This is a genomic window from Selenomonas sp. WCT3 (assembly GCA_900100835.1).
Taxonomy (GTDB): domain Bacteria; phylum Bacillota; class Negativicutes; order Selenomonadales; family Selenomonadaceae; genus Selenomonas_A; species Selenomonas_A ruminantium_E.
On sequence record FNCM01000006.1, the window covers coordinates 1 to 16,265 of the forward strand.

The 16,265-nt window shown below is 48.1% G+C and carries 16 protein-coding genes; 9 read left to right on the forward strand and 7 right to left on the reverse strand.

Annotated features, from left to right (window positions below; translation table 11 throughout):
* Positions 1-652: 652 nt before the first annotated feature.
* The 7 genes from BLQ36_RS06825 to BLQ36_RS06855 all read left to right on the forward strand — a co-directional run bounded on the left by BLQ36_RS06825 (position 653) and on the right by BLQ36_RS06855 (position 7,736).
* Entirely contained in the window at positions 653-1,453 is an 801-nt protein-coding gene (locus BLQ36_RS06825) for a hypothetical protein (RefSeq protein WP_074514831.1), read from the forward strand.
* A gap of 66 nt (positions 1,454-1,519) precedes the next feature.
* Positions 1,520-2,116: an SAM-dependent methyltransferase gene (locus BLQ36_RS06830; RefSeq protein ID WP_074514832.1), complete on the forward strand. Its 597-nt coding sequence runs from the start codon at positions 1,520-1,522 to the stop codon at positions 2,114-2,116.
* Positions 2,117-2,189: 73 nt separating this feature from the next.
* Positions 2,190-2,819: a lactate utilization protein gene (locus BLQ36_RS06835; RefSeq protein WP_074514834.1), complete on the forward strand. Its 630-nt coding sequence runs from the start codon at positions 2,190-2,192 to the stop codon at positions 2,817-2,819.
* A 119-nt stretch (positions 2,820-2,938) separates the two neighbouring features.
* A complete protein-coding gene (locus tag BLQ36_RS06840) occupies positions 2,939-3,676 on the forward strand; it encodes a hypothetical protein (RefSeq protein WP_074514836.1) in 738 nt (245 codons plus the stop codon).
* Entirely contained in the window at positions 3,673-4,674 is a 1,002-nt protein-coding gene (locus tag BLQ36_RS06845; RefSeq protein WP_074514837.1) for a nucleoid-associated protein, read from the forward strand. Before BLQ36_RS06840 ends, BLQ36_RS06845 begins: the two co-directional genes overlap by 4 nt.
* 9 nt (positions 4,675-4,683) lie before the next feature.
* Positions 4,684-6,486, forward strand: coding sequence for a GTPase HflX (gene hflX, locus BLQ36_RS06850; RefSeq protein WP_074514839.1), 1,803 nt, complete (start codon positions 4,684-4,686; stop codon positions 6,484-6,486).
* Between the two features lie 5 nt (positions 6,487-6,491).
* On the forward strand, positions 6,492-7,736 hold the full coding sequence (locus BLQ36_RS06855) for an aminotransferase class I/II-fold pyridoxal phosphate-dependent enzyme (protein ID WP_074514840.1): 1,245 nt from the start codon (positions 6,492-6,494) through the stop codon (positions 7,734-7,736).
* A 72-nt stretch (positions 7,737-7,808) separates the two neighbouring features.
* Here BLQ36_RS06855 and lexA read toward each other — a convergent pair whose 3' ends face one another.
* Positions 7,809-8,423 carry a transcriptional repressor LexA gene (gene lexA / locus BLQ36_RS06860; protein WP_074514842.1) on the reverse strand — a complete coding sequence of 205 codons (615 nt, stop codon included), beginning with the start codon at positions 8,421-8,423 and terminating at the stop codon, positions 7,809-7,811.
* Positions 8,424-8,634: 211 nt separating this feature from the next.
* On the opposite strand from lexA, the gene BLQ36_RS06865 reads away from it, so the two are divergent.
* Positions 8,635-10,122 (forward strand): protein O-GlcNAcase, encoded by a 1,488-nt coding sequence (locus tag BLQ36_RS06865; protein ID WP_074514843.1) that lies wholly within the window; start codon positions 8,635-8,637, stop codon positions 10,120-10,122.
* 34 nt (positions 10,123-10,156) lie between these two features.
* Here BLQ36_RS06865 and BLQ36_RS06870 read toward each other — a convergent pair whose 3' ends face one another.
* From BLQ36_RS06870 to BLQ36_RS06880, 3 genes are all read right to left on the reverse strand, one after another.
* Complete coding sequence (locus tag BLQ36_RS06870) at positions 10,157-10,741, reverse strand: 4Fe-4S binding protein (RefSeq protein WP_074514845.1); 585 nt, start codon at positions 10,739-10,741, stop codon at positions 10,157-10,159.
* Positions 10,738-10,944 carry a 4Fe-4S binding protein gene (locus BLQ36_RS06875; protein ID WP_074514847.1) on the reverse strand — a complete coding sequence of 69 codons (207 nt, stop codon included), beginning with the start codon at positions 10,942-10,944 and terminating at the stop codon, positions 10,738-10,740. The genes BLQ36_RS06870 and BLQ36_RS06875 overlap by 4 nt, the downstream gene beginning before the upstream one ends.
* A 310-nt stretch (positions 10,945-11,254) precedes the next feature.
* Positions 11,255-11,758 (reverse strand): hypothetical protein, encoded by a 504-nt coding sequence (locus tag BLQ36_RS06880; protein ID WP_074514848.1) that lies wholly within the window; start codon positions 11,756-11,758, stop codon positions 11,255-11,257.
* Between the two features lie 291 nt (positions 11,759-12,049).
* On the opposite strand from BLQ36_RS06880, the gene BLQ36_RS06885 reads away from it, so the two are divergent.
* Entirely contained in the window at positions 12,050-13,156 is a 1,107-nt protein-coding gene (locus BLQ36_RS06885) for an SLC13 family permease (RefSeq protein ID WP_074514850.1), read from the forward strand.
* Between the two features lie 63 nt (positions 13,157-13,219).
* Here the strand turns inward: BLQ36_RS06885 and BLQ36_RS06890 are convergent, their stop codons facing one another.
* The 3 genes from BLQ36_RS06890 to BLQ36_RS06900 all read right to left on the reverse strand — a co-directional run bounded on the left by BLQ36_RS06890 (position 13,220) and on the right by BLQ36_RS06900 (position 16,232).
* Positions 13,220-14,185: a DUF2971 domain-containing protein gene (locus tag BLQ36_RS06890; protein ID WP_074514851.1), complete on the reverse strand. Its 966-nt coding sequence runs from the start codon at positions 14,183-14,185 to the stop codon at positions 13,220-13,222.
* Between the two features lie 93 nt (positions 14,186-14,278).
* Positions 14,279-15,490 carry an EAL domain-containing protein gene (locus BLQ36_RS06895; protein ID WP_143558695.1) on the reverse strand — a complete coding sequence of 404 codons (1,212 nt, stop codon included), beginning with the start codon at positions 15,488-15,490 and terminating at the stop codon, positions 14,279-14,281.
* A 34-nt stretch (positions 15,491-15,524) separates the two neighbouring features.
* On the reverse strand, positions 15,525-16,232 hold the full coding sequence (locus BLQ36_RS06900; RefSeq protein WP_318260938.1) for an N-acetylmuramoyl-L-alanine amidase: 708 nt from the start codon (positions 16,230-16,232) through the stop codon (positions 15,525-15,527).
* Positions 16,233-16,265 lie beyond the last annotated feature (33 nt).

Here is a 16,265-nt window from a genome sequence, read left to right on the forward strand (position 1 = left end):
TCACTACGTGTCATTCTACCTGAGAGGCATTTCTGGGTAACTCTGGTTTTCTCTTCTGCTGTTGCTTTTTGCTTATGAGGCATGAAAAACTCCCCCTATGATGACAGTTTTATTTTTTACTGTCTCTCATAAGGGGAGCATATCATAGCTTATGGGGCTTTTCCTATTCACCTAAAGCAGCAATAGGAAAAGCCCCTCGGTAGCTACTCCGAGGGGCCTGCTTATTGATAGCTTTTACTAACCTTTAGCTAGTTACATTATACCATATCTTGCTAATTTGACAAGGATAATATACAATAAAGCATGCTGCGGATCATATCCCTTACCGTAGTGAAGGGAGGTGAGCTTATTGATAGATGCTTTTATTAACCTTTCTTTGTCGGTCGTAGCAGGTGTAATCAGCTACTACATCTGCAAGTGGCTGGATCGGCAGTAACGCAGCAACAGCACAATTGCTCTGAATAGCTACCAGAGCAAGGGCTCGGCCATATGGTTGGGCCTTTTTACTTACGGATTGCAGCGCTTGCACGGCATGTATCCTGCAGCAATGTCAATTTTATTTCCGTATTATCCCTTCGCTAAATATGCTATAATCAAAGCAGAAGACGTTCGAAATATTATGGTTGTGTTATTATTCATGGAGGAATAAATCATGCGTGTTTTGAATGATTCTGTAGCAACCCTTACGGGAAGTTTGGCGAAAGCTTTTTCGCCAAAGGAGAATACGAAAAAGGCCGACCAAAGCGAAACTTCCGATTCCGCCGAGATATCGGAGGCTGCGCGGGCACTGCAGGAAAAGGAAAAGGCAATGGCAATGGAGCAGCCCGAAGAAACGATGGACTGGCTCGATGTCATCGACCGTGGGAATGGCAAATTTACCGCGCGTTTTCGCAGTACTGCGGAAATCAGTCACGTTGTAAAACTCGGGTACATGATGGTTAATGGCCAGAAAGTCACACTGGACAAACAGCAGCAAAAGGAACTCATGGCGGCGGGCAAGCAGATGGAAAAGGACCGCCAAAACGTCATGAACCAGTTCATGATGGAGCAGCAGCTAGCTAGTGCCCGGCAGTCTGCCGATGGCTGGAAGAAAGCCGCCCAGCAGCAGTCCCGAGTGACGCAGACGGCCATGCGCCTTATGCGTGGCCGCCATGTCTCGCCGGAGGATGAAAAGGAGCTGGCCGAATTTTCATCAGAACTTTATGCCATGGCAAAATCTGCCGGGGCACTGGAAAAAATCCGGGAGGACCGCGAAAGCCGAGAGCGCGACCGCAAGATTTCTGAGGATAACGCTCGCCAGCGGGCTGAAGAGCAGGAGCCCAAGGATTACTCGACCAAACCGCTCAGCGAGTATCCAACGTATGAAACGCAGGTCGCTATCGATATGAGCGGAGATGTACCACAGATAGGTGCTGCCGGCGAAGTAACGATTCCTCCAGCAGGCAATTCATAAACGATGCATGGATGAACCGTCTCTTAGGACAGGGGCGGTTCTTTTTTACTCACGAAAGGAGTTGGCATGACAATAGATTCCGAATGGGATAATATCCTTAGCATACGGACAACGGGCAGGGATGACAGCATTGCTGATTTGGTGCGCTTTCCCTATGAACCGACCGATTATTGTGTCCTCGAGCGGCTCGCAAACAGCGGCTATTTCACCAAACGCAACACCTTGCTTGATTACGGCTGTGGCAAGGGGCGCGTGGATTTCTTCCTGGCCAGTCAAACCAAATGCCATGCCATCGGCATCGAATACAACCCGCGGCTTTACGAACGGGCCCTGCAGAATAAAGAGCAGGGCGCGGCGGGCGGCAGGGTGACCATCGAACTTGCCGATGCCACCGAGTATGAGGTACCAGCAGCTGTAGACCGCGTGTTTTTCTTTAATCCCTTTTCGGTGGAAATTCTACGCTTGGTACTAGGCCATTTGCAACAGTCTTATCGGGAAAATCCCCGGGAAATGCTGCTGTTTTTTTACTATCCCTCGGAGTATTACCGAAGATATTTGGAAGCAGCTGAAAATTTCGAAGCCGTCGAAACGATTTTCTGTGGCGATTTATTCCCCAAATCTGATGGCCGCGAAGAAGTGCTGGTCTATAAGATTGCCAGCTGAAGAAGGAGTTGGGCTCTTTTTGACGAAGAAGTTTTGAAGAGCCGAATAAAGCCAAAATAATGGAGGAGAGCAAATGAACGAAAACATGGTAAAACGCAACGAACTGCTGGCCCAGACGGTAATCAAAGGGCTGCAGTCCCGCAACATGGAAGGTTTTTACGCCGCCAGCAAAGAAGAAGCGCTGAAAATTGCCTTAGACCTCATTCCGGAGGGCACTACCATTACGATGGGGGGCGGCATGAGCGTCCACGAAATCGGTCTGACGGAGGCCCTTAAAGCTGGTAACTACAACTTTATTGATCGGGAAAAGTTTGCTGACCGCCGGCAGGCCATGCTGCAGGCCTACGATGCCGATGTATTCCTCACGAGCACCAATTCCATGACCAAGGACGGCGTGCTCGTCAATATCGATGGCAATGCCAACCGGGTCTCGGCCATTGCCCAGGGCCCGAAGAAGGTTCTCTTCATCGTGGGCTTAAACAAGGTTTGCGGCGACCTGGACGGCGCGATGAAACGCGCCCGCAACGTAGCAGCTCCCATTAATGCCCAACGCTTTGGTCTCGATACCCCCTGCGCTAAGACTGGGGCCTGCTTTGACTGCAAGAGCCCGGACACTATCTGCTGCCAATTCCTGATTACCCGGTACTCCAAACACCCAGGCCGCATTCAGGTCATTCTTGTAAACGACAACTTGGGATTTTGACAACCAAATGCCATTAAACGACACCAGGCACCCGCTGTTTCACGAAATAGCGGGTGCTTTTCCTATGGTTTCATGGTATAATAACTGTTTGTAGACTCCCGTAAAGGCAGGTGGAAACGATGAAGGATGAAACGATTGAAAAAGTCAATGGGGAAATTGCTGACTGGCAATACTTGCAGGAACTGCCCGAGCAATGGCATGGTTTTCAGCTCGACCGCAATACCGAAATATCCAAGGACAGTTACGATCTCTATCGTTATGTGAATGAAGCGCTTCATAAGAGTGCAACCATTTACTTTCATGAAGAAACCCATGAATATAAAGTGCGTTTGAAAATCGGCCTCATCGAGTTTTGCCGGATTGAATTTATCACCGCCAGCATCGAAGTGTTTGAAAGGCTATTGCGGAATCAGTTTGAGCAAGTGCTGATGGATATGGTGGAGTTTAATCCCAAAAGCCTTAGCTCCATTGTCTTGGATAAGAAAATAACCACCTGGGAAGCCGGCGCCAAACTGCCGAAAACCGTCGAGGGATTTCACCTCTTTATTTCGCCAGCTCAGCCGGTGAAGATAAACAACGGTTCCTATATTGTCATCGATTATGTTGACTTTTCCTTAGAGAGTAGTTTTACCGTCTATTACAACATTTATCGCGATGAATTTTTCGCCGAAGCTCGCATTTGGAACATCCCAGATGTTAACTATGATTTTGACTCCAACGAACTATCAGAACTCGAGGCAAAGATGCATCAGCACTTTATCCCGCGACTAATCGAAGTTCGCACCCGGGCGGAAAAGGAAGCGGCTGATAGAGCCGCCAAAGAGGCAAAACAAGCGGAGGATGAACAGCCAGTATGATTATTATCGATAAAGCAATCCTGCATATTTTGGATTTCAATTCCGGTATGACCGTATATTCCGATGAGGAACTTACTATACAGGACAGCATTGAAACCTTCCTTTATAAACATATGGAAAAATCCTGGGGCAGTCAGGATGCCAAGCCTGGCACCTTTTACGACGACAGCGCTTTTCAGGAAAAACTTAATGCATATCTATCCGGCGAGATGAGTTTTGTTCCCTTCTCCAAGGAAATCACCCATACCTTGGAGGAGGCCTTTACTCACGCTGAGGAAATGGCTTCTGCTGATGTGATTGTCGCCGATGTCCGCATTGACGATCGGCGACAAATTGTGGTGTTTAAGTCAAACAGTCATATCGGTTACACCCATCAGGTGAACCAGACGGAAAATGGCATCAAGAATGAAATCATCAATCATTATTCCATCATGCCGAACCTCACCCAGAAAATGGAAGAGTTCGCCTTTGTGGATACGGCGAGCAAGGGGATTTCCGTCTGCGCCAAAAAGTATACCATTGATGGTAACAGCATCCAGGTTTTTCCGGAAATCCTTTTGGAATGCAGTCTGACGCCGTCTCCCAAGGAGGCCATCAAAAATCTCAGCAAGACGGCGGCCAAAGTAGCCGAGGCCTATGGCCAGGACAAAGTGGCAACGGAGGCAGCCGTAAAGAGCTATGTAGCGGAAAACATGCAGGAGACCGACGAATTAGACCTCATTGAGGCTGGCAGGGAAATATTTAAGGATAATCCTTCCATGCAGTCGGATTTTGATACGGCCATCAAAGATGCTGGCTTCACGGAGCCCGTAAAGATGGATCAGGAGGCAACCCTCAAGAAGATGTGCAAACACAAACTCAAGACCGATACGGGTATCGAGCTTACGATTCCCACGGATTATTTTGACAACACCGAGTATGTGGAGTTCAACAACAACGACGACGGAACCCTTTCCATAACCCTCAAGCACATCTCAAATATCGTCAATCGTGGATAAGGAGATTCTATGCAGGTAAATGGGGATTTAGCAAATATCAAGACCTATGTGTTGGAAAAGCTCAAGGCCCTTTATGAACTGTCGGTACCCATTGGTCAGCTCTCGACGAAAGAGTTAAATGCTGCCATGCTGGAAATCACCGATATCCTTGACCGGGAGGTGGCGGTTTATATCAATCGCCAGGGCAAAATCCTACAGGTTTCCCTAGGGGATACGGCTACGGTGGACTTGCCGGAATTTCAGCGGCAAGTTCGTGGTGACAAGCGCCTCTCGGGTATCCGCTGCGTTCATACTCATCCCAGTGGGGACGTGCGATTAAGCGACCCGGATTTGTCTTCGCTACGCCGGCTGCGTTTCGACTGCATGGCAGCTATTGGCCGCCATCCTAAGGAGGGCGTCATCGGCACCATGGGCTTTTTCACCGGCGAGGTAACGAAAGAGGGGATGGAGGAACTCCAAACCTACGGACCCGTTAAGGAGAAGACGCTAGACCAAATCAACCTGAGCCTATTGGTGACGGTAATCAACAAGAAACTTGGGGCGCAAAATCTCAAGAACACCGACGACGAAACCGAGCGGGCGATTTTAGCCGGAGTGGAGCGGCCAGGGAACAATCTTTGGTCCAGTGAAGATTCCATGGCGGAATTGGCCCGACTGGCGGATACGGCGGGGGCTAAAATCGTGGGGCAGTTCACCCAGCGCAAGGAAAAGCCCGATGCGGCCTTCTTCCTAGGCAAAGGCAAGGTCTCCGAGATTGCCATGGAGATTCAAAACACCGATGCCAATCTCTTGATTTTAGACGACGAACTCACGCCATCCCAGCAACATAACTTAGAGCAGACCTTAGGCATCAAAGTCATCGACCGAACCGCCTTGATTCTCGATATTTTTGCCCAGCGAGCCCGCTCTAAGGAAGGCAAGCTTCAAGTGGAGCTTGCCCAGCTGAAATACAATTTGCCCCGCTTAGGCGGCCAGGGCCTGGTGCTGTCGCGTCTCGGCGGCGGCATCGGCACTAGGGGCCCCGGTGAGACAAAACTTGAGGTTGACCGTCGCCGCATCTATACCAAAATCCACGATATCGAAAAGCAGATAGAGGGACTTAAGAAGAGCCGCAGCCTACATCGGGTGCGCCGTAAGGAATCCAGGATTCCCCTCGTCGCACTGGTGGGGTACACCAACGCAGGCAAATCCACTCTGCTAAATAAGCTCACCGGATCGGAAGTTTTTGCCGAGGATAAGCTTTTTGCTACCCTTGATCCAACTACCCGCCATTTGGTGTTGCCGGAGAAGCAAGAAATTTTGCTGACCGATACCGTAGGCTTTATCCAAAAACTTCCTCACACACTGGTCACTGCCTTCCGAGCAACCTTAGAAGAAGTTCAGGAAGCCGATATGCTGCTGCATGTGGTGGATTGCAGCAACGAAAATTTTGAGCAGCAGATTGCTGCCGTAATCGAAGTGCTGAGGGAATTAAAGGCGGAAACTAAGCCAACCCTTTACGTATTCAATAAAGCGGATCGCATCGATAACGATAACCTGCGCTTGCAGATGTTGCACGACCGCGAAGGCATTTGTATTTCAGCCCGGACGGGGAAAAACCTGGCCGCCTTGCAGGCAAAAATCGAAGGCTTTTTCCAGGAGAGCCAGATAAAACTCACCTTGTTGATTCCCTATGATAAAGGAAATCTCATCACAGATCTCCATAGGTTAAACGCCGTCCGTTCTACCGAATACGTGGAGCAGGGGACTTTGCTAGAAGTCCAACTGCCTGTCTCCGAAAAAGATAAATATTTTCCATATAGTAAGGAGTAATTCTCGTGTCCTTTTCGCAAAAAATACTTGATTTAAAACAAGAAGTTCTCAAAGAAACCCAGCCGCTATTCCAGCATGTGGATGAAGTCGCTGAAGCAAACACCTTAAAAATTCTCGATGCCATGCGGGAATGCAAAGTGTCGGATGCACACTTTAACACCACCTCGGGCTATGCTTACGACGACATTGGCCGGGGAAAACTCGAAGAACTTTACGCCAAAATCTTTGGGGCAGAGCGCGCTCTGGTTCGCACCCAGTTCGTATCGGGAACCCATGCGCTGGCAACGGTCTTATTCGGCATCCTGCGTCCCGGCGATGAGCTGGTCTCGCTGACGGGCAAGCCCTACGACACGATGCAGACCGTTATCGGCTACGACAATCCCAGCCCCGGTTCCCTCAAGGAATTTGGCGTGCTCTACAACGAGCTTCCCATGATTGATGGCAAGGTCGATATAGCGGGCATCAAGAACGTCATTACCGATAAGACGAAGATGGTGGAGATCCAGCGCTCCCGCGGCTACAGCATGCGCAATCCGCTCTCGATCGAAGACATCCGCGCCATCACGGCCGAAGTCCATCGCCTCAAGCCAGACTGCATCTGCTTTGTCGACAACTGCTATGGCGAATTCGTAGACACCCTCGAACCAACCCAGGTTGGCGCCGACATCATGGCAGGCTCTCTCATCAAGAACCCAGGCGGCGGCATCGCACCGACGGGCGGCTACATCGTCGGTAAGGACAAGCTCGTAGAACTGGCCTCCTACCGCCTGACGGCACCGGGCATGGGGGATGAGCTGGGCGCGAGCCTGGCCAATAACCGCCTGCTGTTCCAGGGCCTGTTCCTGGCGCCACATGTCGTTGCTCAGGCCATCAAGGGCGCACTCTTTGCCGCCGGCATGTTTGCCAAACTGGGATATAAGACGCTGCCACTGCCCACCGATGTCCGCGGCGATATCATTCAGGCCATCGAGCTTGGCTCCGCCGAAAAACTCATCGCTTTCTGCGGCGGCATCCAAAAGTATTCCCCGGTTGACTCCTATGCAGCGCCTGAGCCATGGGATATGCCGGGCTATGCTGACCAGATTATTATGGCAGCTGGCACTTTCGTCCAGGGCGCTTCGATTGAATTTAGCGCTGACGGCCCCATGCGGGCACCTTACAACGGTTATCTCCAGGGCGGTTTAACCTTCGAACACGCCGTAATCGGCGTCATGGGCGCCGCCCAGGCCGTGTTGGATGCGGATAAATAAGCGAATAAACAAAAAAATGACCGGTCAACTTGACCGGTCATTTTGCATTTCGTATTATAAGGCTGATTGACTTTACATCTGACGGTAGACACCGATGACTTTGCCGAGAACGTTGACATTCTTCTCATAGAAGGGCTCCATAGTGTCGTTTTCCGGCTGCAGCCGGAAGCAGTCTTTTTCACGATAGATACGTTTTACCGTAGCACCTTCCTGATCCACCAGGGCAACGACGATTTCGCCATCGTTAGCAGAATCCTGCTGACGAACCATGACATAGTCGCCATCATAGATGCCTGCATTAATCATGCTCTCCCCCGATACCTTCAGCATAAAGGTCTTATCGGCCGTTCCCAAAAGGCCCTGGGGGAAGGAATAAACATCTTGAATGTTCTGCTCAGCCAGAATTGGTGCCCCAGCGGTAACCGTCCCCACGAGGGGAACCGTTACATTTTTACCCCAAGGTTTCTCATCGAGAATATCGATAGCCCGCGGCTTCGTCGGGTCACGTTTAATCATACCATTTTCTTCAAGGCGCGAAAGATAACCATGAACGGTGGAGCTGGATTTAAGGCCTACTGCCTTGCCAATTTCGCGGACGGAAGGTGGGTAGCCCTTCTCCAACAAGAAAGATTTGATGTATTTGAAGATTTCTTTCTGTCGTTCGCTCGAAGTCTGCGTTTTGCGCATGATTCTCTGCCTCCTCATAACGAATACTATAACTCTTATGTTCTATTGTAGCACATATATGTTCGATATGGAACTGATTTTCGTAAATTTACCGATATTTTTTCCGAAATCCTTGGTTGCTCCGATAAGGGCTATAGGATTTTTCCTGGGGTTATGTGTTATAATAATCATAAGTGATTTGTTACGGATAGGAATACAACAGGAGATTAACATGATAAAAAAATTTTTCCCCCTGGCCAAGAAAACATTACCGCTAGCTGCAGCCGGCAGTCTTTTCCTTTTGGGGACCACGATGAATTCTGGCTATGTTGAAGCTGCGCCCATTCCTCTTCGCGGGATTGTCGAAGGTTTCTATGGTACGCCTTGGCAGCAGACCGACCGTCTCGATATCTTGAACTTCTGCAGCAAACACGACCTTAATGCTTATATTTACGCCCCAAAAGATGACCCGTATCACCGGGCCAAGTGGCGCGAACCTTATCCAACGGAAAAATTGAAGGAGCTCTCAGCCTTGATTACGGCGGCCCAAAAACAGAAGGTACGCTTTGTCTTTGCCGTTTCGCCAGGCCTTGATATCAAATTCACTGGCTTTAAAGGATTCCAGGATAGAATGTCCATGTACAAAAAGCTGCAAGCCATGTACGACCTAGGGGTTCGGGATTTTGCCATCTTCTTTGACGACATACAGGATAAAGATGGGGAGGGGCAGGCTCAATTTCTCAACTGGCTGTCCGAAAAATTCATTGCCACCCACTATGGCACCAATCCACTGATTACCGTTCCCACGGAATACTTCCGGGCTGACATGCACACAGATGGGGTGAAGAAGCCCTACACCGAGGCCTTTACCAAAAACCTTAATCCGGAAATTCTAGTTCTTTACACCGGTGATGGCGTCGTCCCCGATGGATTATCGGATGAACAGCTAACCGCCGCCAATACCCTCTATAACCGTACCCTTGGCATTTGGTGGAATTACCCCGTTACCGATTATATGGAAAGCAAACTGGCGTTAGGACCTGTGGAAAAACTGCCGGAAAATTCAACGATTCCCGCGATTTTCTTCAATCCCATGAAGTTTGAACAGTTATCGAAAATCACCCTGGCCACCGGTGCCGATTATGCAAAAGACCCGCATCGCTATCGGCCCCAGAAATCCTGGGAAAAGGCCATCGCCGAACAATACGGGCCGTTAGCAAAAGACATGCAACGAGTAGCCGGACAGTCCCAGCACCTTGAAAACAATTGGGCAAAAATTGGCCGTCCTGATGGCCCAGAACTACGAGCCGCCATTAACCGCTATTGGGAATCCAATCGTTCTCGGGCAGCGGAAACGGCCGTGCAGGAACAATTGCAAGGCCTTCATCAGTCGGCCTTCAATCTGCTGGCACAGCTGCCAAAAGAAATCTTAGCGGAATGCTCGCCCCAGCTCCAGCAGCTAATGCGCATTACCAATGCGGATATGACGGGACTCGAACTGATTAAAAATCCCCAAAATACAGCATTAAAACAGAAATTCATCCGCCAGCGGGAACAGGTAGAGCAGCACGACAAAGAGGCCATTATCGCCGAAACATCTGCCAGAGCCTTCTTAAAGGAAATAGACGAATATCTCAAGACTCAAGAACAAGCAGATAAAGAAGTCACTGCGGCAACAAAAACGAATCAAACTTCTCCTAATGAAGAGTCGACCCGCTAAAACAAAAAACTCCGGTTAATCCGGAGTTTTTTTGCTATCTATCCTTGGCAGGCAGTTTGCTTTTACAAATACTTTGGGTCAAGGTGCCCATCGGACAAAAAGTACACCAGGCCCGTGGCCGAAAGTAAAGCATTGCTGCCAAAGCGATGAGCTCAGAGGTCAGCATTAAGCTATACAGGCCAAAGGCAAATTGAGCCACCGCGGGGGATACCAACGTGGTACCAGCCCAAGCCCAGGGAAACTCGAGGCACCAAAACAAGGTAACGATTTCCCGCAAAGAATGGGTCTCGCTATAGACCAGCCAAGAAGTGTATAGAATACCGCCAAACATGGCAAAGAAAAAAATCATGAATCCATAACGGAATAGACGGCCATGCATCCAGGTGGGAATATCGTGCCGCCTGGACAGCCCCAGCTGACTGCCGAAAAATCGCAGGAACTGCCCCCGGTCACAGTAACGATTGCAAAAGAGTTTGTTGCCACCAAAAATTGCAAATAATAAGGGCAGGCAAAAGCTGATAAGTCCCAGCAGGGCAAAGAGAATATTTACAAAACCCAGGGAAAAATAAAGGATAGACCAAAGCCAAAGATTATGGTACCAATGCTGCTGTGTCTTCATGCGATTACCTCCAGCTGAATAATATTTGCCGGACACTCACGGGTACAAAGCCCGCAACCAACACAGCGCCCAGGATCTACCTGGGCATAGCTGCCATGAAAAATAGAAATAGCACCACGCGGGCATACATCAAGACAAGTACCACAAGCTACACACTGCTGGGGCATAATTTTTGCCTGTTGTTTTTTACCTGAAACAGTCATAACACTCGTCTCCTTAATAAAACATTTGCTCACATCGTACGATATCGATAAATTTCTGTCAAGGAACTCAGTCACGAAAAAGGTATCTGCAATTTGTCTGCATCAATCTGCAAAACAATTACAAATCAATTGGGAAGGGCAATATGAAAAAAACATTTTCCCAGATAAAAAGCAGGGAAATAAAATTTTGTCTGTAAAAAAAGCATGTCGAAGTTTACTTCCGATAATTTATACTTATCGGAAGTTATGGATTAAAAGCTGCTAATCGGTAAAACGACCACTAGATTTCTCTAATGGTCGTTTTTGTTGTTTAATAAGAATATAAGATTACCATATTTACCACTTTATTATCTTTGACCGTAATAAAGAGTGATCTATCATCACGCTGTCCCGGCTGTACACTCGATAAGTTCCAATTATAAGAGCCGTTAGACGATGCGTCGTTATAATCACCATAAGCAGCATATACTTCATCCATAGTTGAACCTACATGAATCCCAGACGGTGTTGTTATCCCATTATTCTTTGTTACTTCCATCTGATAGACGTAATATTGCCCATTTATCGGTTTGCACAGAAAACGCCAGCTATTGCCGTAAATAAAATATATCAGGCCATCATCGCGTCTGCTTAACGTTTCCGGTTCTCCGTAAATCCGTTTTACCTCTTCAAACGTTGCATATTTGCTGATGCCGCTAAATGTTATTTCCGAGCTTGGTACTACAGTAATAAATTTTCTGGCACTGACATCTGTCTGACCGCTAAAAAACAATAAGGCAAACAACGCAAACATAACAGATAGTTTCTTTTTCATCTTGATTCCTCATCTCTCTTTATTTCTTTTGGTATTTTCTAAATATATAGTACTACAAAGTATTCTCATTTAGCAACAATTCCAGCCATTTTAATGTCATAGGCAATATAACGCCATTGGGCGGCTTTTTCTGCTCTACGCATATATTAATACCTAAAAATGATTTTAACAGGCTTAGAGACGATTCTGTGAGGTCGTTTTTTCCGGCACTAGCGAAAAATTGACATTTGACAGGTCAGCTTTAAAGAATATACAATATGATAATGATTTGAAATTTTAGGAGCATCTTTTATGAAGTTAATACAATACCTGCGTCATAATCCCGATTTGACGGTGGCGATGCTGTTTGCTGTCTTTGTCAGTTCGCTGGTGCCATTTTCGCTAACGGCGATGTTAGACAGCATCAATGTACCGCTTTTGGGATTGTTGTTTTGTTTGATGAGCATTGTGGCCGGTCTTCGTCAAAGCGGATTGTTTACTTATGCGTACCAACTAGTTTTCAAGGAGCATACTACCAGCCGTACTCTAGGACGCTTTTTCATATTCAGCTGTTTTTTCAGTTCCATGCTGATTACCAACGATGTTTCGCTGATTATCTTTGTCCCGCTGGCCATTATGATTCTTACCGAGGCGCGGGCTATCCGCCTGCTAATTCCGGTGGTGACCTGGCAGACCATTGCCGCGAATATGGGCAGTATGTTGACGCCTATCGGCAATCCGCAAAATCTCTTCATTTATTCCTACTATAATCTCTCCCTTGGAGATTTTCTTTCGATTACCTTCCCCGTTGTCCTTATCAGCGGTGTCGTTATTTACCTAGCCACTTACCTGCTTCCCAACAAAGAGGTTGTTTTGCCCTCCGATGAAAAGCCACCATTAAAATGGGGAGCAGTTGCTCCCCTGCTGGCCCTATTTATCCTCTGCCTGCTGAATGTGCTGCGGATTTTGCCTTTTCACTGGCTGATGGTCTTAGTGGTTCCGGTCATTGCCCTGCTGAATCATCGTTTATTCTACGAAGTGGACTACAAGCTGCTATTGCTCTTTACTTTTCTGTTTATTGGCGTTGGCGGTTTGGCTCGCATTCCCTTTTTGCAAAGCTGGCCAGGCCAACTGCTCGCTGGCAATGAATTTGTGGTCTCTTTGGTGCTGAGCCAAATTCTAAGCAATGTTCCCACTACGGTGATGCTATCTCAATATACCACCGCATCGGCACCGCTTCTCTTAGGCGTCAACATTGGCGGATTAGGAACCATTATCGCTTCCATGGCCAGTGTCATTTCCTTTAAGGCCTATATCGGGACTCGGTTCCCCTTTACCCGCGGTTATTTGTTCAATTTTACCGCAGCAAACCTTTCCCTGCTGCTCATCCTACTGCTGTACTATTATATCGTTTCGTAAGCGTTCTGGCTTTAACCTCAAAGTCCCCCGCCTATTATCAGGCGGGGGACTTTTGCACAAGGGTTAGCGCAAGGGGATATTGCTTTTGCTGACAAGTCTAGCTGCATGTTTGATGCCGATTTCTTCAAGCATCTTGACGTATGCCGTGCGGATTACTTCGGCATATTGACTGGGACCAATGATGATTTCCTCTAGTGCCTCCTGCAGGGGAAGCCCTGGATAATCGTCCCCAGGACCGCAAATCGGTAGTTTATAGATAATTTGCGGAATGCCGTCTACCACCTCAATATCATAGGCTAATTTTCCCTGGGAGGATTCGTTGTAAATAAAACGCCATTCCCGTTCTTCAATAAATCCAGGATTCTTGATGGAAAACAAAGAGGTCATTAGCATATCGATGAAATAGTTCAGCACCATGGTGGGCTGATGCCGCTGAAGGGCCGGTAGATTTCGCTCCACATTTTCCAGCATCCAGTCAAAACCTACGGTAAATTCTTCTTGGGTCAAATATTCCACTGGCGATAGCAGCAATGGTAATGGTGCCAGCGGATAAAAGATAGCGTTGGGATTTAGTACAATAGCCACACCGGTTTTTCGGCCATAAGCGCGCCACATTGAAAGCCGCCCCCGGCCCTTTTCTTCCGGCGCGTGTTCAGAAACACAGGCCAGATAGGTATGGGTTATGTACTGCTGCTCATTTCGATTCAAATCACTTAGCATGGATTCTAGCATATTGCTGCCCCAGTGAAGCTGCCTGCTGATCTCCTGAATCCGCTGCCGACGCTGGTCGGAATCATAAATCGTATGATTTAGCAACTGAATACCGTAATCGATTTCCCGATAATCATTCATACAAGCCGCCGCCCGCATCCAGAGGTGACGGCCTTTTAGTATGTTGATACCAGTACTGGCACTGGTATAATAGGCAAAATGCATATTTTCCAGCCTGGTTGCTTCCAGCCGCCGCGCATAAATAGGCTGAAAGATTTTTAGATATTCCCCTAGCTCACGATACTGATTGGTAACCATGAACAACCATCCCCAATGTATTTATCCACCCACAATAATCTACTGTATAAAATACGGGGAATATTTGGAATTTCCTGCTGAAACACTATGGGATTATGGATTCTCCCGCAAAAAACTGTCCACCAGCTGGGTTCGCGGGATGATGGTAAAGTGACATCGAAATATCCGGTGCTGTAGATATTGACTGATATACACGATTTCCAACAGGCATAATTTATCGGACAGTGCCAATTGTTGGGTGACTTTCTGTCCAGATTTTATTGCCTGCATGCTGCCAAAGCGAATGGCTGCTAGGCAGTCTCTTGCCTCCGAATTCTTTTGCTGGGCCAAATCCATCGGTGAATCAATGCCCAGCAGCAAAATTGCCCGATTAAAGGCGGCCGTCGTTTTGAGATAACGAAGTTTACCGTTGTGCAATTCATAAAGAATCATGGGGGCCTTGGTATCAAAGGCATAGATCCCCGCCGCATTAAGACAGCCATCAGCCTCGATGGGTTCTAGCAAAACACCCTTTTCCTCGCAATGATTTAAGACACCATCCATTGGCAAGGGCCGGCCATAATAAAATCCCTGTACCTGTTCACAGCCAATACCCGTTAGGAATTCTACTTGTTCCTTGGTTTCAACCCCTTCGGCCAAGGTGTGAATCCCCATCTTCTTGGCCATGCAGACCACGGATTCGATGATGGTTTTTGCCCGGGGCGAAAAGGGAGCTAAAAAGCGCAAATCAATCTTGAGGGCTTCAAATTGATGGTTTTTAAGTACATTTAGCGACGAATTTCCCTGCCCAAAATCATCTAGCAAAATGGAATACCCCGCTTCTTGAAACCGCCGCAGGAAAGCAGTAATGCGGTTATCAGCTGCCAGCAGATTTTCCGTCACTTCAATCCGCAAAAGCTTGCGTGGCAATTGATGGCGATTCACCGCCGTTTCCACCATATCAAAAAAGTCTCCTGCGAGAAAATCAATCCGCGATAAATTTAGGGAAACGGGCAGCACGGGGTATCCCTGTGCCAAACGGCCAGCCAACATTCGGCAGACTTCCTCCACCACGGCTACATCTAATTTATGCGTCTGCCTAGTTGCCTCGAGCACGGCGAGAAACACACGTGGCGTAATCATGCCATGTATCGGGTCATCCCAACGGGCCAAAGCTTCAAAGGCACAAATCTTACCTGTGATTGTGCGGATTATGGGTTGATAGTACACCATAATGTTACGGTTTGCTATCGCCGTATCTACCTGGTCAGACAGATATCGTTCCAGCGCAGTCCAGCCGACCAGCTTGTCATCAATCCTATTCATAAGCAGCTTCTTTCCGGAATCCAACCGTTCCTAATCATTCGGGATAAAAGACGATTCCCTCTTGGCTCAAGTTTTCCCGCAGCCCCCGCATAAACCACTGGCCAGGGTCTGCCTTTATTGAGTGATAGCCAGGGACATTTTCGCGATACAATCCGCTAGCGCGGGCCGCAACCTGCTGATAGTGGCCAAATACATAGCCAATGGTAGGGTATTTTTGATGCAGATAACGAATCAGCCGAATATTGGCTTCCAGCTGGGCTTCGGTAAGATTTTCGGTATCCCCACTGCCGCCCACGTTTTCAATGCCAATGGCACACCAGTTATAACCGATTGCATGGCGGCAAAGGGAGGTTTCCGGCGCTAGCCGATAGATGGTTCCATCGCGGCCCACCAAAAATTGAGAAGCAACGTTAAGGGTGCCATCGGAATAGTTCGGTTTATAAAACCAATGATAGGTACTTTCCACGGTTGAGGCCCCAGTCCAATGAACCACCACCGCCTGGGGCACGATTTCCGTCATGGCCTCCCCATAATGGCGAAGGGAATATTCCCGCTGGAGCTGAGTGCGGTATTCATTCTGTAAAATGGGAGTATCTACGATAGCTGGGTCTTCAATTGCCGTCGTATTTTCCTGGCGATTAGTATCATCACTTGCCATAGCAGCATCCCCAGCCTGGCCATGGCAGCCAGTAAAAAGCAACGATAAGGATAAGATACAGACCGCCAAGCGATTTTCACGCATAATACATTCCTTCCTTTCCCCGTTAATTCTCTT